This is a genomic window from Luteimonas cucumeris (assembly GCF_007830035.1).
Lineage (GTDB): Bacteria > Pseudomonadota > Gammaproteobacteria > Xanthomonadales > Xanthomonadaceae > Luteimonas_C > Luteimonas_C cucumeris.
The window spans coordinates 503,757-524,983 of sequence record NZ_VLKN01000001.1 but is presented as its reverse complement, the minus strand read 5'-3'; the positions used below and the strand labels follow the sequence as shown (position 1 = coordinate 524,983).

General features: G+C 66.0%; 17 protein-coding genes. 4 read left to right on the top strand and 13 right to left on the bottom strand.

What is annotated here, in order from left to right:
- Positions 1-107 precede the first annotated feature (107 nt).
- Genes IP90_RS02375 through IP90_RS02360 form a run of 4 tightly spaced genes read right to left on the bottom strand, consistent with a single transcriptional unit; the run spans position 108 to position 3,056 of the window.
- Complete coding sequence (locus IP90_RS02375; protein ID WP_144898004.1) at positions 108-659, bottom strand: pilus assembly protein PilP; 552 nt, start codon at positions 657-659, stop codon at positions 108-110.
- A complete protein-coding gene (locus tag IP90_RS02370) occupies positions 656-1,351 on the bottom strand; it encodes a type IV pilus inner membrane component PilO (RefSeq protein ID WP_144898003.1) in 696 nt (231 codons plus the stop codon). Before IP90_RS02370 ends, IP90_RS02375 begins: the two co-directional genes overlap by 4 nt.
- Positions 1,348-1,998, bottom strand: coding sequence for a PilN domain-containing protein (locus IP90_RS02365; protein WP_144898002.1), 651 nt, complete (start codon positions 1,996-1,998; stop codon positions 1,348-1,350). Before IP90_RS02365 ends, IP90_RS02370 begins: the two co-directional genes overlap by 4 nt.
- Positions 1,998-3,056: a pilus assembly protein PilM gene (locus IP90_RS02360; RefSeq protein WP_144898001.1), complete on the bottom strand. Its 1,059-nt coding sequence runs from the start codon at positions 3,054-3,056 to the stop codon at positions 1,998-2,000. Before IP90_RS02360 ends, IP90_RS02365 begins: the two co-directional genes overlap by 1 nt.
- A gap of 224 nt (positions 3,057-3,280) precedes the next feature.
- On the opposite strand from IP90_RS02360, the gene IP90_RS02355 reads away from it, so the two are divergent.
- The 3 genes from IP90_RS02355 to IP90_RS02345 all read left to right on the top strand — a co-directional run bounded on the left by IP90_RS02355 (position 3,281) and on the right by IP90_RS02345 (position 7,054).
- On the top strand, positions 3,281-5,755 hold the full coding sequence (locus tag IP90_RS02355; protein ID WP_144898000.1) for a penicillin-binding protein 1A: 2,475 nt from the start codon (positions 3,281-3,283) through the stop codon (positions 5,753-5,755).
- A 158-nt stretch (positions 5,756-5,913) separates the two neighbouring features.
- Entirely contained in the window at positions 5,914-6,561 is a 648-nt protein-coding gene (locus tag IP90_RS02350; RefSeq protein WP_144897999.1) for a hypothetical protein, read from the top strand.
- Positions 6,562-6,577: 16 nt separating this feature from the next.
- Positions 6,578-7,054 (top strand): AAA family ATPase, encoded by a 477-nt coding sequence (locus IP90_RS02345; RefSeq protein WP_144897998.1) that lies wholly within the window; start codon positions 6,578-6,580, stop codon positions 7,052-7,054.
- Positions 7,055-7,125: 71 nt separating this feature from the next.
- Here IP90_RS02345 and IP90_RS02340 read toward each other — a convergent pair whose 3' ends face one another.
- From IP90_RS02340 to IP90_RS02305, 7 genes are all read right to left on the bottom strand, one after another.
- Entirely contained in the window at positions 7,126-8,415 is a 1,290-nt protein-coding gene (locus tag IP90_RS02340; RefSeq protein ID WP_144897997.1) for a citrate synthase, read from the bottom strand.
- A gap of 233 nt (positions 8,416-8,648) precedes the next feature.
- Complete coding sequence (locus IP90_RS02335) at positions 8,649-8,891, bottom strand: type B 50S ribosomal protein L31 (protein WP_144897996.1); 243 nt, start codon at positions 8,889-8,891, stop codon at positions 8,649-8,651.
- Between the two features lie 78 nt (positions 8,892-8,969).
- Entirely contained in the window at positions 8,970-9,908 is a 939-nt protein-coding gene (locus tag IP90_RS02330) for a nucleoside hydrolase (RefSeq protein WP_144897995.1), read from the bottom strand.
- 194 nt (positions 9,909-10,102) lie between these two features.
- On the bottom strand, positions 10,103-12,235 hold the full coding sequence (gene recG, locus IP90_RS02320) for an ATP-dependent DNA helicase RecG (protein WP_144897993.1): 2,133 nt from the start codon (positions 12,233-12,235) through the stop codon (positions 10,103-10,105).
- A gap of 210 nt (positions 12,236-12,445) precedes the next feature.
- Positions 12,446-14,932, bottom strand: coding sequence for a TonB-dependent receptor (locus IP90_RS02315; protein ID WP_144897992.1), 2,487 nt, complete (start codon positions 14,930-14,932; stop codon positions 12,446-12,448).
- Positions 14,933-15,015: 83 nt separating this feature from the next.
- Complete coding sequence (locus IP90_RS02310; RefSeq protein WP_242007450.1) at positions 15,016-16,167, bottom strand: SO2930 family diheme c-type cytochrome; 1,152 nt, start codon at positions 16,165-16,167, stop codon at positions 15,016-15,018.
- Between the two features lie 3 nt (positions 16,168-16,170).
- A complete protein-coding gene (locus tag IP90_RS02305) occupies positions 16,171-17,388 on the bottom strand; it encodes a parallel beta-helix domain-containing protein (RefSeq protein ID WP_144897991.1) in 1,218 nt (405 codons plus the stop codon).
- Between the two features lie 129 nt (positions 17,389-17,517).
- Here IP90_RS02305 and IP90_RS02300 point away from each other — a divergent pair, with 129 nt between their 5' ends.
- Positions 17,518-18,555, top strand: coding sequence for an AraC family transcriptional regulator (locus IP90_RS02300; RefSeq protein WP_144897990.1), 1,038 nt, complete (start codon positions 17,518-17,520; stop codon positions 18,553-18,555).
- A gap of 10 nt (positions 18,556-18,565) precedes the next feature.
- Here the strand turns inward: IP90_RS02300 and IP90_RS02295 are convergent, their stop codons facing one another.
- Positions 18,566-18,949, bottom strand: coding sequence for a RidA family protein (locus tag IP90_RS02295; RefSeq protein WP_144897989.1), 384 nt, complete (start codon positions 18,947-18,949; stop codon positions 18,566-18,568).
- Positions 18,950-18,994: 45 nt separating this feature from the next.
- Complete coding sequence (locus IP90_RS02290; RefSeq protein ID WP_144897988.1) at positions 18,995-21,187, bottom strand: RelA/SpoT family protein; 2,193 nt, start codon at positions 21,185-21,187, stop codon at positions 18,995-18,997.
- Positions 21,188-21,227 lie beyond the last annotated feature (40 nt).

Here is a 21,227-nt window from a genome sequence, read left to right as displayed (position 1 = left end):
GGCCAACAAGCCGCATGCGAGGCCGCCGAGCACTGCCAGACGTACCTTCCTGGATCCGGCAGCGTGAGAACGGTGGGCGTTGAACTGGCTCATGTGCTTTCCCCTAATCATTTGTCTTCCAGCGCCACCGTGGCCGAGCGTTCCAACCAGCCTCCCGCGCCGTCCGGTACCAATTCCACAAGTTCAATGCGGTCTTCATGCACGGCGGTCACGCGACCATCGCTCTGCCCCATGTACTCGCCTGTCTGCACGCGGTAGGTCACCTTGTCGGGTGCCATCACCAGTCCTATCACGTTGGCACCCAGGCCCAGCGTACCGACCATGTCCAGGCTGTCGAGCGGGAACTGCTCGAGCTGCTGCTTGCGACGCTGCGAGTTCGGCCGTGGACCACTGCCTTCGTCGATGTTGGCGAAGGCCGTGCTGAACGGGTCGCGCATGGCCTGCGCGGCGTATTCGAATGTCTCGAACTGCTGCATCAACGGGATCTGCTCGAGCGGCGGCGCTGGCCGCGCGCGCACTTCGGCAACCCATTTCTCCAGGTTCGGCGCTTCGCCGGGAGTGCTGGTGATGCCGCGGCCGCAGCCGCTCGTCGCCAGCAGCGCGAGCACCGCCAGCACGATCGCACCGTGGCGCTTTGCGGGTGTACCGATGAGGTTCATCGCTGACCTCCCGCCGGTGCGGCAGTCGCGGGCTTCGCCGGCGTCGTCCCTGCTGGCGTCGCTCCATCAGCAGACGTGGTTTCATCCTCGTCGAGGTAGCGGTAGGTCTTGACCGTGCCGGCCAGCTGCAACGCACTGCTGGCGTCGATCTTGCCGTCCTTCGCCTTGGGCTTCAGTTCGATGTTGTGGAAAGTCATGATCACCACACGCGGCAATGAAGCGACACCACTGACGAAGGCACCGAACTGGTGGTAGCTGCCGACCATGCGCAGGCTGATCGGCTTCTCGGCGTAGAACTCCTTCGGCACCTCGGGTTCTGGCTGGAACAACTCGTTCTGCAGCCCCGTGGCGAGCGCGGTCTGCGAGATGTCGACGATCAGGTCGGGCATCTCGGTCTTGCTGGGCAGCTGGCGCAGCATCTGCTGCAGCACCTGCTCCATCTGGGCCAGTTGCTGCTTCAACGGCTCCAGGTTCGCGGCACGGCCCTGCTTCTCCTCGAAGTCGGTGCGCAATTCGCTTTCCTTGCGCTCCAGGCCGGCCAGCTCCTCGCGCTTGTCGCGGACGAACAGCCAGTACGCCAGGAACACGATCAGCAACCCTACGATCACGCAGAAGCCGATCTTGGCCTGCCGCGGCCAGGAGCCGATGTTGTTGAAATCCAGTTCCTTCAATGAAACCTTGCGCTGGCTCATGACGCCGCCCCCCCGGTGGCTTTGGCTGGCGCTGCGGGCGCGGCGACCGGCGCCGCTTCGCCTTCCTTCGGCGCGTTCGGATTGGCCAGCTTGACCTGCAGCGTGAATGCGTAAGGCAGCACCACGTTGCGGGTCGTCGCGATTATCGTGCCCTTTTCGGCGTCTTTCGCCTCGATCACGTTCACTTCAGGGCTGGTCATCCAGCCAGAGCTCTCGAGATTGCGCATATAGGTGGCGACACGGGCATTGGATTGCGACCGGCCCGACAAGGTCAGCAATTCGCCTTCCTGCTTGATCCCGGTCAGGACCACGCCGTCGGGAATGGTGCGTACCAGTGAATCGAACAGGTGCACCATCTGGTAACGGTTGACCTGCAGTTCCTCGATCACTTTCTTGCGCGCCAGCAGCCGGCCTTTCTTTTCGTCCAGCAGCTTGATCTCGTCGATCTGCTTCTGGACCTTGTCGATCTCGCCCTGCAGGAACGCGTTGCGATCGTTCTGGCCGCTGATCTGGCTGTTGTAGTAGCCGATGATGAAGAACGAGAGCAGTACCGCCACCAGGGCCGACAGGCCCAGCATCACGAAAAACTCCTGCTGGCGTTGCTTGCGCCGTTCGGCGCGCCAGGGGAGCAGATTGATCTTGGACATCAGTCGAAGCTCCTCAGCGCCAGACCGCAGGCGATCATCAATGCCGGAGCATCCTGTGCCAGTGCATGGGCCTGCACGCGCGGGCCCAGCGTCATGTGCGCCAGCGGATTGGCGACGACCGATGGCACGCCCAGTTGTTCCTCAAGCAGCTCGGACACGCCCGGCACCGAGGCACAGCCGCCGGCAAGGACGATCTGATCGACGCGGTTGTACTCGCTGCCGGCATAGAAGAACTGCAGCAGACGGCTGACCTGCTGCACCATCGCTTCCTTGAACGGTTCAAGCACCTCGACCTCGTAGCTTTCCGGCAGGCCGCCCTGGCGCTTGGCCAGACCTGCCTCCTCATAGCTGAGGCCGTAGCGGCGCATCACCTCGTCGGTGAGCTGCTTGCCGCCGAAGACCTGTTCGCGCGTGTACAGGCTGCGACCATTGCGCAGCACGTTGAGCGTGGTCATCGAGGCGCCGACGTCGACCAGCGCGACGATGCCGTCGCGCGGCGTATTCAGATGCATCGCCATCAAGGCGAAGGCGTTCTCGATCGCGAAGGCCTCGACATCCATCACCCGCGCGGACAAGCCGCCAAGCTCCAGCGCCGATTGCCGCGTTTCGACATTCTCGGAACGCGATGCCACCAGCAGCACCTGGACCATGTCCGGACTGTTGGGCATCGAGCCGAGCACCTCGAAATCGAGGTTCACTTCCTCGATCGGATACGGAATGTAGTTCACCGCTTCGAGCTCGACCTGCGCTTCGAGTTCGTCATCGTCCAGACCGGCGGGCATCGGGATGATCTTGGTGATCACCGATGACCCGGCCACGGCGGCAGCGGCATGCTTGGCCTTGCTGCCGGAACGGTTGACGGCGCGACGGATCGCCTCGGCGACGGCTTCCACCTCGACCAGGTTCTTCTCGACCACCGCATTGGGCGGCAACGGCTCGACTGCGTAATGCTCAACGCGATAACGGTCGCCCGTACGCGAAAGCTGCAGCAGCTTGACTGCAGTCGAACTGATATCGACGCCGATCAACGGCGCCTGAGATTTTGAGACCAGACCCACGGTTTCTCCCCTTCCCACGGGTGCTTACAAGCACATACTGCGTGGACACATTAAATAACGGACTTTTCACAGTCTGACAATCCCCCCCACTTGCCGGGATGGTCGAGCTGTGACCGTGATCGCCCATTAAACGCCGGGACTGCCCTTGTCGGTCAGGCGGCCCCGGTCCCCGCGTCATCTATACTCCGCGACTACGACATCCGCAATCGGAAGCCGCCCGCTCCATGTCCCAATTCCGACGTTTGCTGCGCTGGGGGCTGCTCGCCTCCGCCGGCCTGATGCTGCTTGGCCTGCTGGCCGCCGGCACGCTCTATTACGTGGTCACCTCGAAGCTCCCGGACGCGCAGACACTGCGCGACGTCGAGCTGCAGGAGCCGATGTACGTCTATGCCCGCGATGGCCGGCTGATGGCGCTGTTCGGCGAGAGCCGGCGTTATCCGGTGAAGATCGACGAGGTGCCGGACCGGGTCAAGCAGGCGTTCATCGCGATCGAGGATGCGCGCTTCTACAAGCATCACGGCGTCGACTACAAGGGCATCGCACGCGCGGTCTGGCTACTGGCTACCACCGACGACAAGCGCGTGCCCGGCGGCTCCACCATCACCCAGCAGGTCGTGAAGCAGTATTTCCTGAGCTCGGAATACAGCTACACGCGCAAGCTGGCGGAGATCCTGCTGGCGATCAAGATGGAGCGCGAGCTGAGCAAGGACGAGATCTTCGAGCTGTATCTCAACAAGAGCTTCTTCGGCAATCGCGCCTACGGCATCGGCGCAGCCGCGGAGTACTACTACGGCAAGTCGCTGCAGCAGTTGACGCTGGACGAGATCGCCACGCTTGCCGGCGTACCGAAGTTCCCGTCCAGCGGCAATCCGCTCAGCAATCCCGAACGCAATCGCATCCGCCGCGACTACATTCTCGACCGGATGGCGGAACTGCAGTACATCAGCCCCGCCGAGGCCGCCCAGGCCAAGGCCCAGCCGATGCACGCCGCGCCGCACGAACGTCCGACCGAGGTGTATGCGCCGTATGTGGCGGAAATGGTGCGGCGGGAAATGATCGCGCGCTATGGCGGCGACGTTCTCACCAAGGGCTACCACGTCACCACCACCATCGATCCGACGATGCAGCAAGCCGCTGACGTCGCGGTGCACCAGGGCCTGCGCGTCTACGACCACCGCCACGGCTGGAACAAGGTCGAGCGGCATTTCGACCTGGCCGACGGCGAGACCATCACCGCGATCGCCGCACGCCTGTCCGGCATCCCGGCGCAGGCAGGCCTGGTACCGGCCATCGTCACCGCCACCGGCAGGGACGGCAGCGCGACCTTGGTGCTGGCCGACGGCAGCGAATTGACGCTCCCCGCCTCCGCCGGCGCGAAATGGCCCGGCAAGAGCCCGGCGGCGCTGTACAAGCGCGGCGACCTGGCACGCATCCGTCGTGGCGAGAAGGAAGGCGAATGGCTGGTGGACCAGCTGCCGCGCGCCCAGGCCACGCTGGTTTCGCTGGAACCGGAAACCGGCGCGTTGCGCGCGCTGATCGGTGGTTTCAGTTTTGCCGGCAACAAGTTCAACCGCGCCACCCAGGCGCGTCGCCAGCCCGGCTCCAGCTTCAAGCCGTTCCTGTACGCGGCGGCGTTCGAGCGCGGCTTCAATCCCGCCTCGATCGTGCTCGATGCGCCGGTGGTGTTCCGCGACCGCCGTGGCCACATGTGGCGCCCGCAGAACGACGACGGCCGCTTCCGCGGCCCGATGCGTCTGCGCGAAGCACTGGTGCAGTCGCGCAACCTGGTGTCGGTGCGCCTGCTGGATGCGATCGGCGTCGATTACGCACGCCGTTACATCAGCCATTTCGGTTTCGACGAGGCGCAGCTGCCGCCGAACCTGTCGATGTCGCTGGGCACCGCCTCGCTGGCGCCGCTGGATATCGCGCGCGGTTACGCGGTGTTCGCCAACGGCGGCTTCCAGGTCAAGGCCTGGTTCATCGACGAGGTCAAGGATCGCGATGGCAAGCTGATCTTCAAGGAAAAGCCGGCCGCCGCCTGCCGCAGCTGTGGACAGCGCGCCGGCCAGGAACGGACCGCCTCGCACATCGTCGATGGCTTCAACCTCGGCCCTGCGGTTACGCAAGCCAAGCCCGCCGAATCGAAACAGCCGACCAAGGAAGGCGATACGCCCGCGGCGGCGCAACCGACCGCCGTCGGTGCCGACAGGGTACTGGCGCCGCGGGCGATCGACGAGCGCGTCGCCTACCAGCTGGTATCGATGATGCGCGACGTCGTGCTGCGCGGCACCGGCACCGCCGCCAAGGTACTGGGCCGCGAGGACATCGCCGGCAAGACAGGTTCCACCAACGACCACCGCGATGCCTGGTTCTCCGGTTTCGGCGGCAATCTCGCGACCACCGTGTGGGTGGGGCGCGACGACTTCCGCTCACTCGGTTACCGCGAGTACGGAGGCAAGGCGGCGCTGCCGATCTGGATCGACTACATGCGCGTGGCGCTGAAAGACGTTCCGATCGCCAGCAACGAACCACCGGCAGGCATGGTGGAAGTGTCGGTGGGTGCGAACGGCACGCTGTTGCCGGAGGGCAGTGGGGGCATCACCGAGTTCGTCAAGGTCGAAGACCTCGAGCGCATGGAAACCTACACCAATTACGATACCGAACAGGTGCCGGACGAGGCTGCGTTCGATATCTTCTGAGGCAGGCGGGCCCAGGCCCGCCTTGAGTCCAAACCACCATTGCCGTGAAAGTGGAATGGCGGTGGCGGGCCGGACCCGCCCCACGTGGCCGCGGCTGTCACGCGTCCTGCGCACTCAAACGATGTACAGTCGCAACAGGCTTTGATCGGGAGCTTGCCGTGCGACACGCCCGTCAGCATGCCGAGACGCGCATCCGCGAGCGCCGCCATCGCCTCGCCCACGAAGCCGCGCGCCTGATGGCCGAAAGCGGCATCCGCGATTTCCACCAGGCAAAGCTGAAAGCAGCGCAGCGACTGGGAATCCACGACGACGCCTCGCTGCCGCGCAATCGCGAGATCGAGGACGCACTGCGCGAATACCAGCGCCTGTTCCTTGGCGACGCACAGGCGACCGGCCTGCGCGCGCGCCGCGAGGCCGCCTTGCGCGCGCTGGAATTCTTCGCGCCATTCGATGCGCGCCTGGTCGGCCCGGTATTGGATGGCACGGCCGATACCAATGCACCGGTCATGCTGCAGCTGCATGCGGACGATGCCGATGCGGTGCCGCGTTTCCTGGAAGAACACCGCATTCCCGCCGAATCGCGCACGCGCCGCCTGCGGCTGGACCGCGAGCGCAGCGACGATTTCCCGGTGTGGCTGTTCAGCGCCGAGGAACTGACCTTCGACCTGACCGTGCTGCCTGCCGACGTGCTGCGCCAGGCGCCGCTGTCGGGCATCGACGAGAAACCGATGAGACGTGCGTCCGCATCGCAGCTGCGCCAGCTGTTGGCGGAGGACGAGATTGCGGGCTACGAGACTGGAACCTGAGCGGCGCGGCGCACTGATGGAAACCCGGGTCCTGTCCGTGCATCACGGAAGTCGCCGCTATGGCCAGTTGCTTCGCCGCCTGCAGGACGATGCTGGCGGCACGCTGGTCGCGCTGTATGCGGCCACGGCACGCGAACGCTCCGTTCTGGCATCACGATTCGCCCGCGATCTGGAACGTCCCCTCCAACGGATCGAACTTGCGCGGATCGTCAGCAGGTATGTCCGCGAGACGGAAAAGAACCTGTCGAGAACATTCGAGGCGGCCCGCGAGTCTGGTGCCATTCTTCTCTTCGATGAAGCGGATGCGCTTTTTGGAAAGCGCACCGACGTCAAGAGTGTCCACGACCGTTACGCGAACCTGCAGCGGAACCGAATTCTCCAGCGTCTCGAAAACCAGCCCGGAACAAGCGTGCTGGCAGTCACCACTTCGCGATGCACGACGCATGTGTGCGCCATGATCCGCCCGGCCAGTCCCCGTGCCCCGGCGCGATAGTTCGCTGGAGCCGAAAACACAAACGCCCCGCGATGGCGGGGCGTTTTTCCTGCGTGTCGAAGCGTTGCCGGTCAGCGCTTGTCGACGCCCACGTATTCGCGTTTGTCGTAGCCGGTGTAGATCTGTCGCGGACGACCGATTTTGGCTTCCGGATCTTCCTGCTGTTCCAGCCAGTGCGCAACCCAGCCGGCGGTGCGGGCTATCGCGAACATCACCGTGAACATCTCGGTCGGGATCTTCAGCGCCTTGTAGATGATGCCGCTGTAGAAGTCGACGTTCGGGTAAAGCTTGCGCTGCACGAAGTAGTCGTCCTTCAGCGCCGCTTCTTCCAGCTTCATCGCCACGTCCAGCAGCGGATCGTTGACGCCCAGCTCGTTGAGCACCTGGTGGCACATCTCGCGGATGATCTTGGCGCGCGGGTCGAAGTTCTTGTAGACGCGATGGCCGAAGCCCATCAGCCGGAAGCCCGATTCCTTGTCCTTGGCCTTGTCGACCGCCGACTGCACGTTCTTCACGTCGCCGATCTCGGCCAGCATCTTCAGCACCGCCTCGTTGGCGCCGCCGTGCGCCGGCCCCCACAGCGCGGCTACGCCGGCGGCGACGCAGGCGTAGGGATTGGCGCCGGTGGAGCCGACCAGACGAACGGTGGAAGTCGATGCGTTCTGCTCGTGGTCGGCGTGCAGGATGAACAGCAGATCCAGCGCCTTGGCGGCAACCGGCGGCAGTTCCAGCGGCTCGCTCGGCACCTCGAACATCATGTGCAGGAAGCGGTCGACGTATTCCAGGTTGTTGCGCGGGAAACGCACCGGCCAGCCGATCGAATAACGGTGGCAGGCGGCGGCGATCGTCGGCACCTTGGCGATCAGGCGGATCGCGGCCAAGCGGCGCTGTTCCGGATCTTCGAGATCGAGCGTGTTGTGGTAGAAGCTGGCCATCGAGCCGACCATGCCGACCATCATCGCCATCGGATGCGCGTCGTGGCGGAAGCCGCCGAGGAAGTTCTTGAATGCCTCGTGCATCATCGTGTGATGCGCGACTTCGTGATCGAAGGCGTCGAACTGCGTCTTGTTCGGCAGCTCGCCGTTCATGAGCAGGTAGGCGACTTCGAGGAAGCTCGACTGGTTGGCAAGCTGCTCGATCGGATAACCGCGATACAGCAGCACGCCGGCATCGCCATCGATATAGGTGATGGCCGATTTGCAGGCAGCGGTGGCGGTGAAGCCGGGGTCGTAGGTGAAGCAGCCGGTTTCCTTCGGCAGCTTGGCGATGTCGATGCAGCTGTTGCCTAGTGTGGGCTTGAGCACCGGCAGGGCGACGGCCTTGTCGCCGGCATTCAGGGTGACTTGATCCAGTTCGGACACGAACGTGCTCCTCAAAGGCCGCGCGCATCCCCATGGACGGCAGGACGGCGGTTAGGGACGGAAGCGCGGCGTTGCCGCGTCGCAGCAATTATCGCATAGCCGTCCGAGGCAGGGCTCTAAACGAAAGTCCTATCGCCGCGAGCGGGCGGATTCGAGCGCGCATCGATGCGCTACTACGAAAACGCGAACGGCCGCCCGAGGGCGGCCGCTGCGGCGAGACCTGGCTCGAACGCTTACTTGGTATAGCGACGCTTGAACTTGTCGATACGGCCGCTGGTGTCCATCACCTTGTGCTGGCCGGTATAGAACGGATGCGATGCCGACGAGACTTCGATCTTGACGAGCGGATACTCGTTGCCGTCCTCCCACTTCACCGTCTCCTTGCTGGAGAGGGTCGAGCGGGTCAGGAACTTGAAGTCCGAAGTGACGTCCTGGAAGACGACAGCGCGGTATTCGGGATGTACGCCGTCTTTCATGGCGGGCACCAATTATATGCAGGGAAGTCGGATATTGTAGACCGATACTTCCCTGCGGCGCAAATACCCCTGCTCGCCTCAACGGGCGGCCAGGGCCTCTCGGATCAGGGTCTGGAAGCGGTCCTGGTCGTAGGCCATCAGGATGGCGGCATTGTCCGGTTGTCCGCCCTGCCGCAACCAGTCGACCAGGGTCGCACCCCGAGTCAGCCGGCCCGCCAGTTCGACCGCGACCGGGCGTTCCAGCATCTGTGTGGCGGCGTCCGGATGCAGGGCATGGGCCATCGCCAGGGCATCGGCCGAATGCCAGCGCTCGCCGCGGCGCTCGGCCGACCAGGCCCGGGTCTGGCGCGAAATCATGTCGTAGAACCGCGCCCGCGGCGAGTCGACGCTCAGCCAGCTGTCGACCTCGCGCTGCTGCAGGCCATGCACCAGCACCGCCTCCCAGTCGACCAGGTCGAAGCGTGGGAAGGCTTCGACCACGATGTGCGCCGCCTCCGGGTCGAAGTGGATGTTGAACTCGGCGGCAGGCGTGATGTTGCCGTGGCTGCTGACGGCGCCGCCCATGATCACCAGCCGCGCGATGCGCTGGGGCAGGGTCGGATCGAGCTTCAGCGCCAGCGCGATGTTGGTCAAAGGGCCCAGCGCGACCAACAGCAGCCGGCCTGCGTGCTCGCGCGACAGGCGCAGGATGGCAAGCGCGGCATGCTCGGCCTCTGCCTCGCGCCGCGGTGGCGGATGACCGACATCGCCGAAGCCATCGCGGCCGTGCACATAGCCCGCATCCGGCGATGGATGCAGCAGCGGCGACGCGCTGCCGGCATGGACCGGAATGTCATGCCGCCCGGCGACCTCGCACAGCTTCAGCGCGTTGCGCACGGTGTGCTGCAGGCCGACGTTGCCGGCTGTGACGGTCAGGCCGACGATGTCGTGGCGGGTGTCGTTGAACGCCATCAGCAGCGCGAGTGCATCGTCGACGCCGGGGTCGGTATCGATCAGCAGGGGGATTGTGTTGGTCATGGGATCAGCAGTCGGGAATCGGGAATCGGGAATCGGGAATCGGGAATCGGGAATCGGGAAGAGCTTGCGGCCTTGGGTCTCTTTTGCAAAAAGGCCAAGGGGATTGGGCTTGATCTTGCGCCCGAAAGCGGCTGCAAGAAGCAATTTCGCGTCTATCCCGCATTCAAGTGAAGGGGAACAGTCAGCCGACCACCTCAGGCCGACGCGTAACGGGCCGCGCCGCCCACCCAGCGCTGCACGATCCGGTCGGCGATGTCGGGCGAGTCCGCCAGCAGCGCATCCGCGATCTCGCGCACCTGCGGCAGCAATGCTGCGTCGCGCGCCAGGTCGGCGACGCGGAACGCGGCCAGGCCTGTCTGGCGCACGCCGAGCAGCTCGCCAGGGCCGCGCAGTTCCAGGTCCTTCTCGGCGATGACGAAGCCGTCGCTGGTCTGGCGCATCGTTTCCAGCCGCTGCCGCGCCATCGCCGACAGCGGCGGCTGGTACAGCAACACGCAGCTCGACGCCGCGCTGCCGCGCCCCACGCGACCACGCAGCTGGTGCAGCTGGGCCAGGCCCAGGCGCTCGGCATTCTCGACGATCATCAGCGACGCATTGGGCACGTCGACGCCGACCTCGATCACGGTGGTCGCCACCAGCAGGTCGATCGCGCCGTCCTTGAACGCACGCATCATCGCCTGCTTGTCGTTGGCCTTCATGCGGCCGTGCACGAGACCGACGCGCAGCTGCGGCAACGAGGCCGAGAGGTTCTCGTAGGTGCTCTGCGCGGCCTGCGCGATGACTTCGTCGCTGTCGTCGATCAGCGTGCACACCCAGTACGCCTGCCGGCCTTCCGCGCAGGCGCCGCGGATGCGTTCGATCAGTTCCGGGCGGCGCTCGGCGCTGAGCACCACCGTCTGCACCGGAGTGCGCCCCGGAGGCAGCTCATCGATCGCGGACACGTCGAGATCGGCGTAGGCCGCCATCGCCAGGGTGCGCGGGATCGGCGTGGCCGTCATCACCAGCTGGTGCGGCACGCTTCCCTCATCACGCTCATCCTGAGCCTGTCGAAGGACGCCCTTGTCGCGCAGCGCAAGGCGCTGGTGCACGCCGAAGCGATGCTGCTCGTCGACGATCGCCAGCGCCAGGTCGTGGAAGACGACGTTGTCCTGCATCAACGCATGCGTGCCGACCACCATCTGTGCCGCGCCCGAGGCCACGGCATCGAGCACGCCCGCGCGCGCCTTGCCTGTGACCTTGCCGGCGAGCCAGGCGATGCGCACGCCGAGCGGCTCCAGCCAGCCGCGCAGGTTGGCCAGGTGCTGCTCTGCCAGCAGTTCGGTCGGCGCCATCAGCGCGGCCTGCTTGCCGGCCTGGATCGCCAACAACGCCGCCAGCGCCGCGACCACGGTCTTGCCGCTGCCGACATCGCCCTGTACCAGGCGCAGCATCGGCACTGGCCTGGCGAGGTCGCTGCGCACCTGCTGGTACACGCGCTGCTGTGCGCCGGTCAGCGCAAACGGCAACGCCTCCTGCAGTTGCAGGGCGAGCGCGTCCGCGTCCGCCAGCGCGGCCGCGCGTTGTTGCTGCAAGGCGATGCGCTGCCGGCGCAGGCTGAGGTGATGCGCCAGCAGTTCTTCCAGCACCAGCCGCTGCTGCGCCGGATGCAGGCCGGCCGACAACGCGGCGAGGTCGGCGTCGCGCGGCGGCCGATGCGACGTCAGCAAGGCCTGCTTCAGCGATGGCAATTGCAGGCGTGCGCGCAGCGGTGGCGGCAGCAGTTCCAGTGCCTCGTCATCGGGCAGCCGGTCCAGCGCCAGTCCGATCAGCTTGCGCAGCGTCGCCGGGCCGATGCCCTCGATTGCCGGGTACACCGGGTCGAGCTGCTCGCCGAGCGCGCCGGCCGCGTCGTCATCCAGCAACCGATAGCTTGGATGCACGATTTCCAGCCCGTGCTGGCCCGCGCGCGGCGCGCCATAGCAGCGGATGCGCGCACCAGGCCGGAATTGCGCGACCTGCACGGCGCGGAAATGGAAGAAGCGCAGCACCAGCGTCGCCTGCGAATCGTCGCCGATCGCCACGCGCAGCATCGGTTTGTAGCGGAAGCCGCGCTCGACGGCCTCGACGCGGCCCTCGACCTGCGCCGCGACGCCGGGCTGCAGCGCGCGGATCGGGGTGATCGAGGTACGGTCCTCATAGCGGCGCGGCAGCTGCAGCCACAGGTCCTGCAGCGTGAGCAGGCCGCGCGCAGCGAGCTTTTCGGCCACGCGCGCGCCGACGCCGGGCAAGGTGCCCAGTGGAAGATGTGCGACATCGACGCCTGCGTCGAATCGGTGGGAAGCCGGCATGCGACAAGCATGCCGGTGTCGGACGGGTTCGCGCCAGTCCGCGGGTGATCCGGGAATGCAACCGCTCTCGCGCCTGCTGCGCTCGCACCCTCACCCACTCGCTCCGCGTCCTGGCCAACGCGCACGCGCGTTGGCGTTCGCCAGCCTGCGAGCCAACGGCTCGCAGGCTGGCTTACTCACCCCGCAGACGCGGGAGAGGAGAAACGCGGATCAGAACTTCGCGCTCAGTTCGACGCCGTAGAAACGCGGCTCCGATACGGTTGCGCCGGTGGTACCGAACACATCGGTGCCGTAGGTGTGCAGGCCGGTGACGTAGCGGTTGTCGAATACGTTGGTGCCGTACATGGCCACGCCCCAGCGGTCGTCGGACGAGGTCCAGCTGGCACGCAGGTCGCTGCGGTTCTGCGCGCCGCCCACCTCGAACGCCGGGAACCCGGCACAGGTGCCCTGGCTCAACGATTCGTCGCTGCAACGGCGCGCGCCGCGATAGGCGTGACGCAGCGAGAAACGGATGTCGCTGCCATCGCCCAGTTCCCATACGTAGTTGGCACCGGCCGCGAACGACCAGTACGGCTCGCCGGTGGGCTGGCCATTCAGGCTGGTGCCTTCCGGCGTGACGTAATCCTTGTAGCTGGCGTCGATGAAGGCGGCGTTGAAATCCAGGCCGAATGCTTCGGTGGCCTGCCAGCGCGCCGCGAAGTCCAGGCCATACGCTTCCTGGTCGCTGGTGTCGGTGATGTAGCGCGGGATGTCGCCGGTGGTGTCGAGGCGGATCGCCTGGCGGTTGTCGTAAACGTAGTAGTACGCCGACGCGTCGAACTCCAGCCGGTACTGCGGCAACGACTGCTTGATGCCGGTCTCGAAGTTCCAGACATCCTCGTTGTCAAAGCTGGCGCCGGGCTGGAACGAGTTGAAGCCGCCGGCCTTGTAGCCCTTGGCCAGCGAAGCGAAGACCATCGCGTTGTCGTTGAGATGGTAGTCGGCGACGAAGCGCGGACTGACATCGCTCCACGAATTGCTGTCGCGGGTGATGATGCCCTTGTTGGCCATCGACACCGGATCGGTGAACGCCAGGTCGAACATCAGGTCCTGCGCGGTGATGCCCAGCATCGCCAGCACGCCCATCTGCTCGAGCGCGTACAAGGTCGCGTCCAGTTCCGGTGCGGAGCGATGGTCGTTGAACCAGCTGAAATCCTTCTCGTCGCGCGTGTAGCGCAGGCCGAAAGTCAGGTTGAGCTTGTCGGTGGCGTGCCAGATGACGTCGCCGTACAGCGCGTAGGCCTTGGAATCCAGGGTGTTCTGATAGGCCTCGTTCCAGGGATTGCCAAGCAGATTGAGCGGGATGCCGTTCGCATCGAGCAGCATCTGGCCGAAGCCGAACGGCCCCATGCCGGGTGGAATCGGAAGGGTCGGCGGCACGGCGCCGAGCTGCACCATCGCACTGTCGACGCTATCGCTGAACAGGTTCACCTCGCTGCTCTGGCGCGCGCTTTCCTGGTAGTAGCTGGCGCCTGCGACCCAGTCGATGCGATCGCTGCTGCCGGCGAACTTGAACTCCTGGTACCAGCTGCTGTTGCGCTCGCGGTTGGCGGTGTCGATGTACAGGTAACGGCGATTGGTGGCGTCTTCCTCGGCGCGGTTGACCGTGTCGAAACCGCGCCAGGCGCTGGTCGAGGTGAAACTGCCCCAGCCGGTGGCATGGTCGACGATCAAGGTCACGCCGTTGAAGCGGCGCGATTCCTCGTTGTCGATGACGTCGCTGTAGGTCGGCTGGTCGCGCGGATCGAGATAGGCGTCGGTATCCACCGGAAACATCGGCAGCCCGGGCGATGCCGGCAACGACACGATGCCGGTGCTCGGCCGCGACTTCTGGTCGAGGTTCTCGTGATCCCAGCTCAGCAGCACCTGGGTGGCCTCGCTGACGTCCATGCGGAACGCGGCGCGCGTGGCCCAGTTGTCCTCCGGATTGAGATCGACGCCAGTGGCGGCGTCCTGCAGCCAGCCATCGCTGCGGTTGACCAGCGCGTTCATGCGGAACGCGATCTTGTCGTCGGCCGGCGCATTGAGCATGGCCTCCAGATAGCGCTTGCCATGATTGCCGACACGCAGGTTGGCGTGGCCCTCGACCTGGCTGGTCGGGCGCCGGGTGATGATCGATACCGCGCCGGCCGCGCTGTTGCGGCCGAAAAGCGTGCCTTGCGGCCCCTTCAATATCTCGATGCGTTCGACATCGGTGAACGGCAGCAGCGTGCCGCCGCCACGGCCGGCGTAGACGCCATCGACGTACACGCCGACCGCCGGATCGGTGCCGATGCCGAAGTCGCCGGTGCTGATCCCGCGCAGCTGGAAGCTGGGCTGCGTCGGCTGCGTGCTGCCCACCACCAGGCCGGGCACGAAGGCATCGAGATCACCCATGTCTTCGGCGGTGATGTCCTGCAGCAATTGTTCGTTGACCACCTGCAGCGCGATCGGCACGTCCTGCAGCTGCTGTTCGCGGCTCTGCGCGGTAACCACCACCGTGTCCAGCGTCACCGCGCTGTTCGTCGATGGCGCCTGGGCGGCGGACTGCTGCGCTGGCGGAGGCGTGTCGGCATCGACGGCGTCCTGCGCCCAGGCTGCCGTCGCGAACGGCAGCACGCAGGCGCCGATGATCGCGCGCCGCAGACTCAGCGCCAGGATGTGTTGGTTCAAGGACATGCTTTTCTCCCCGGATCGGTTGTAGACCTTGTATGACGTGGCCGCGACGCGCACCCCCTCGCACGCCGCGGCCACGATGAAACTCAGTTGCAGTCACCTTCCATCGCGCTGATCCAGTCGCGGATCAGCGCCACGCCTTCCTCGTGCACGACGTCGCGTCCGAGCTCGGGCATCATCACACCCGGATCGTCGCTGTCCATGCGGAACGCGAGGATCGATTCGTCCGGCTTGCCCGGCACGATGCCGAAACGATGGCCGCCGGTGCCCGGCCCCGCCGCGATCGGCGGCTTGCACAGGCCCAGGTGCCGCGGCGAATGCTTGCCGACATCCAGCCACAGGCCCGACGTGTCGGCCGGTCCCTGCGCGTTGTGGCAATGGCCGCAGTTGATGTCCAGGTATGCGCGTGCGCGATCGTCGAGGCTGGCGCGTGCGGCGTCCTGCCAGTCGGCGTTGCGCGGCACGTCCTCGGCAGGAAGGCCTTGCAGGTAACCGAGCGCCGCCAGGTGCGCGAGCTGGTTGCGGCTGCCATCGGCATAGGCGTAATCGCGATCGAGATGCCGCGCCTTGGGCCCCAGCGGCACGATCTGGCGCGTGGTGTTGTTGCTGGCGTGGCAACCGGCGCACTGGTTCTGGTCCGGCACCTGGTAGGTGAAGTCCTGGCGGCTGCCGTCGGCGACCAGTTGCAGCGGCACGCTGTCGCCGGTGCGCGCCAGTTCGGCTTCGGTCTGCTCCGCGTTCCAGACATAGGCCAGCGCGATCCATCCCGCTTCGCGCCTTACCAGCAGGCGGGTCTCGATCATGCGCACGTTGTCGAGGTCGAGACCTTCGCCGGCGTGGTCGCCGCTCTGGTCGTAGGTGCGCGCGACCGCATCGCGATTGGCCGGGTCGGCTTTCGGATAGTAGAAAGTCTTGCTGAGGATGGTGCCGACCGGAAAGTCGAAGCTTTCGCTGGCGTGGTACTGCGCGGCCTTGCCTTCGGGCATCCACACCGTACGCAGCTTGTGCGCGTAGTCGCTGAACAGCGGCGTGTTGAGGTCGAACGGCACCACGCCGGCGTTCAACGCCAGCCGCTTGCCGTCGCTGGTCACGACGTTCCAGTCGCTGAGCTTCGGTGGATTGCCTTCGGCATGGAACCGCACCGGTGCCGGCTGGCGCGCGCAGGCGGCCAGGCACAGCGCCAGCAGGATCGATACGAAGCAGGCGCGCACCGTGCGCGCGGTCAACCTGGACTGCACTGCTTATGCCTTGGTCAATGTCACTGCCGGCAGCCTGTCCAGCGTGCATTTGAACGGCGCCATGTCGGTGTTGGGACTGGCGTTGTTGTTGGGACCGTCGGCATTGACCACGCCTGAGACGTCCGACAGACAGATCTGTGGGCCCTGTGCGCGCTTGGGGTTGTAGTAGCCGTCCCACATCACGTCGGGTATGCGTCCGTTGAGCCCGAACATCGCCACCTTCAGTGCCTTCAGGTCGAGGCCGTCCGGCGAATCGCCGCCGCCGGACAGGCGGTTGCCGTGCACGTGGATCTCTTCCGGATACGGATCGAAGGCCGCCGAAGGCTTGTACATGCTGTCGTAACCGGCCGAATAGTGGCTGGCGATCAGGATGTTGGCGGTCTGGTTGTCGGCGATCTCGTTGTCGAAGATCTCGACCTTGTCGTTGGACATGATCACCACGCCCGAGCCGGCCGGCACGGCCGCCACCGCGGTGCCCTTGCGGCCGAAGTTGGAGGTGTTGTTCTTCACGATCCGGTTCTTGAACACGCGCGTGGTATGCCCCGGCTGCGGCAGGTCGGGCATGTTGAACACCAGGATGCCGCCGGTGTTCTCGGTGGCGACGTTGTCGTGCACGTCGGCACCGATGCAGTTCTCGATCTCGATGCCGGCGACGTTGCGCTCGGCGCGATTGCGGCGCACCACGATGTTCTGCGACTGGCCGACATAGATGCCGGCGTCGGATGCGCCGATCACCACCGAATCCTCGATCAGCACGTTCCTGGTCTGCACCGGATACAGGCCATAACCCCCGTTGTCGGTGTCCGGACCGTTGGTCCATTCCACGCGTACGCCGCGGATGACGATGTTCTCGCCTTCGTTGACCTTCACGCCGTCGCCCTTGCTGTCCTCGATCGCCAGGTTCTCGAGGGTGAAGTCGCTGGCATTGACGATCAGGCCTTCGGCGCCGCTTTTCTGGCCCTTGAAGCTGAGCACGGTCTTGTCCATGCCGGCGCCGCGGATCGTCACGCCGTCCACGCGCAGGCTGAGGCTGCGGTCGAAGGCGTAGTGGCCGGCGGGAATCTCGATCACGTCGCCGGGCTTGGCATCCAGCAGGCGCTCCTGCAGCGTCTTCTGGAATTGCGTGTCGGCTGCCGGCGCGGCCGCGGTCGGCGCTGCGCGCTCGCAGCCTGCCAGCAGCGTCGCGACGACGATGGCGGCCAATAAAGTGATGCGTGTCATGACTGATCCTCCCCTTTGGGCGCCCTGCTGGCGCCATGTCATATCCCTGCAGTCTCCAGCGGACAGCGGTCGCAGGTGGAGGGCAACGGCGGCATACTGGCGGGGGGAAAAACGGACAAACTGCACTCCATGCGATCCAGGCAAGCCCGCATCGATCCACGGCTGACCACCGCGGACACCGCCACCAACATCCTTTCCGGCCTGTGCCAGATGGCGGATGAAGCGCGCATCACCTGCGAACCCTGGTTCGCCGGGCTGCCCCTGAGCCGTGTCCGGATCGACGATCCGACGGTCCGCGTGTCCTATCGCCAGGCCAGCCGCATCGTCGAGGCGGCCTTGCGCGCCCTGCCCCGGGCGGACATCGGCCTGGTGCTCGGCTGCCGCCAGAACATCGGCAATTTCGGCCTGCTCGGGCTGGCGATGATGACCGCATACAGCTTCGGCGATGCGATCGGGATCGGCCTGCAGTACGCCGGACTGTCCGGCAGCCTGATGGACCTGGAGTTCGATACGTCCGACCCGGCCGCGGTGTCGATGGTCGCCGTGCAGCGCGCGCCGGACGAGCACCTGCTGCCATTCCTGTGCGAAGAGCTGTTCGCCAGCACGCTGATGCTGTGCCAGGGCCTGGTCGGCACATCGTTCCGGCCGCTGCGGCTGGAGCTGACCTATCCCGCACCGGCCTATGCCAGCCGCTATCGCGAGGTGTTCGACTGCCCGGTGGCTTTCAACATGCAGCGCAACCGGATCATGGTCGATACGAGATGGCTCGACTATCGCCTGCCGACCTACAACCCCGTCAGCGCACAGCAGGCATTGGCGCTGTGCCGCGCGCAGCTGCCGCACGAGCGTCGGCCGAACGAGATCGTCGCCAGCGTGCGCCGCCTGCTGCGCGAGCGGCTGCAGGAAAACCCGAGGCTGGCCGACATCGCTGCCGAGCTGCACCTGACCGAGCGCACGCTGCGCCGGCACCTGGCCAGCGCCGGCACCGGATTCAAGACGATCCATGACGAGGCGCGCAGCGACCGCGCCCACGACCTGCTGCACCAGCGCGACCTGCCGATCAGCCAGATCGGCGCCGTGCTCGGCTTCAAGGATGCGCGCGAGTTCCGGCGCGCGTTCAAGCGCTGGACCGGCACCACGCCGAGCGAAGTGCGCGAGCGCGGCTGATCCGGCCCCGTCAGCCCAGCACCATCACCGCATCGACCTCGAACTGCGCGCCGCGCGGCAGCGCCGACACCTCGATCGTGGAACGCGCCGGATACGGTGCGGCGAAGTATTCGCCCATCACCGCGTTGACCGCGGCGAACTGGTCCAGGTCGGTCAGGTAAAGGCCGACGCGCGCCACGTCGTCCATCGAGCCGCCAGCGGCTTCGCAGACGGCGCGCAGGTTGTCGAAGGCGCGTCGTGCCTGCGCCTCGATATCGCCTTCGACCAGCAACCCGCTGGCGGGGTCGAGCGCAATCTGCCCGGACAGGTAGACGGTGTGGCCGCTGCGCACGGCCTGCGAATAGGGGCCGATGGCGGCGGGAGCTTTGCTGGTGCTGATCGGGTCGCGGGGCATGGTCCTGTCCGGAGGTTGCAAGGAAGGACCGTAGTTTAGCCGCGCCTACAAGCGCTGCACGCCATGCACCACGTTCAGTCGCCGCACGCGCCGGATCACCTCGGCCAGGTGCTTGCGGTCGTGCACTTCGATCGCGAAGCGGATCCCGGCGACGCTGGTGTCGCGTTCCAGGTATTCGACGCGATCGATGTTGGACTCGGCCTGCGCGATGGCCGCGGCCACCTGCGCCAGCACGCCGGGACGATTCTCGACCTCGATCCGTAGCGCGGCCTGGAAATCGCCGGACACCTCGCGGTCCCAGCCGATCGGTACCCAGCGTTCCGGTGATTTGCGGTAGTCGACGACGTTGGGGCAGTCCAGGCGATGCACCACGATGCCCTTGCCGGTGGTGTGGAAGCCCATGATCTCGTCGCCCGGCAACGGCAGGCAGCAGTTGGCGAAGCTGATCACGCCGCGTTCCTGTCCGGTGATCAGGATCTTGTCCTGCGGCAACACTGCACGCGCGCTGTCCAGCAGGTCGCCCATGCCCGGCGCCTGCCGTGCCAGCACCTGCGCCACCTGCACCGGCATGCGGTTGCCGAGCGCGATGTCGGCCAGCAGGGCTTCCAGTCGTGGGTAGCGGAACTCGGCCAGGTAGGCCTCCAGCTGTGCGGCCGGCAGCCGCTCCAGCGAGGTGTTCAGGTCTTCCAGCGCGCGATCGAGCATGCGGTGGCCGAGCTGCACCGCGTCCTCGTGCTCGAGGTGCTTGAGCTGGTGGCGGATCGCGGTGCGTGCCTTGCCCGATACGACGAATTCCAGCCATTGCGGATTCGGTGCGGCCGACTTGGCGGTGATCACTTCCACGCGCTGGCCACTGACCAGCTTGGTACGCAACGGCACCAGCTTCTTGTCCACGCGCGCGGCGACCGCGTGGTTGCCGACATCGGTATGCACCGCGTAGGCAAAATCCAGCGCGGTGGAATTGCGCGGCAACGCCAGGATGTCGCCCTTGGGCGTGAACAGATAGACCTCGTCCGGGAACAGGTCGACCTTGACGTTCTCCAGGAATTCCAGCGACGAACCGGTGCTGCGCTGCGATTCCAGCAGGCCGGCGATCCAGCTGCTGGCACGGCTCTGTGCACTGTTGCCGGCGCCGCCGTGCTTGTACGACCAGTGCGCTGCGATGCCGCGTTCGGCGATCAGGTCCATTTCCTCGGTGCGGATCTGCACTTCGATCGGCGAACCGTAAGGCCCGAACAGCACCGTGTGCAGCGACTGGTAGCCGTTGGCTTTCGGGATCGCGATGAAATCGCGGAAGCGTCCATCCAATGGCTTGAACACCGAATGCACCACGCCCAGCGCGTGGTAGCAGTCCGGCACCGTGGCCACCACTACGCGGAAGCCGAACACGTCCATCATCTGGTCGAAGCTCTTTTGCTCGGCGCGCATCTTGGTGTAGATGCTCCACGGCGTCTTGACCCGGCCGACCAGACGGTGCGCGAGGCCTTCCATCGCCAGCCGCTGCGCCAGCTGCGACTGGATCTTGGCCAGCGCCTCGCGCCGCACCACCGGCTGGGTGCGGATGCGCTTTTCGATCACCGCGTGGCGCCACGGATGCAGCGCGCGGAAACCGAGGTCCTGCAGTTCCGACTTGAGCAGGTTCATGCCCAGCCGCTGCGCGATCGGCGCGTAGATCTCCAGCGTCTCGCGCGCGATGCGCTCGCGTGCTTCGCCCGATTGCGCGCCGAGCGTGCGCATGTTGTGCAGGCGGTCGGCCAGCTTGATCAGGATCACGCGCAGGTCGCGCGACATCGCCAGCAGCATCTTGCGGAAGCTTTCCGCCGCCGCTTCCTGGCGATCCCGGAACTGCAGCTTATCCAGCTTGGTGACGCCTTCCACCAGCTCGGCCACGGTCTCGCCGAATTCGCCGGCGATGGCCTCGCGCGACAGCGGCGTGTCCTCGATGGTGTCGTGCAGGATCGCCGCGATCAGCGTTTCGGCGTCCAGGCGCTGCTCGGCCAGTACCGTGGCCGCCGCGACCGGATGGGTGATGTAGGGCTCGCCGGACTTGCGCGTCTGCCCGGCATGCGCCGCGGCGCCGACCGCCCAGGCGCGGCGGATCAGCGCGCGCTGCTCGTCACTGAGATAGGACGCCGTACTGTCGAGCAACTGCACGTAGTCCGGAACATCCTGCGGCAGCGGCGCGGAGGACGTGGTCAGCGCATGGTCATGGACGTGGGCAGGCTCGGCGGGGGTCATGCGGTGAGCGTAGCGCGGAACAGCCGGGAACCGGGAGTCG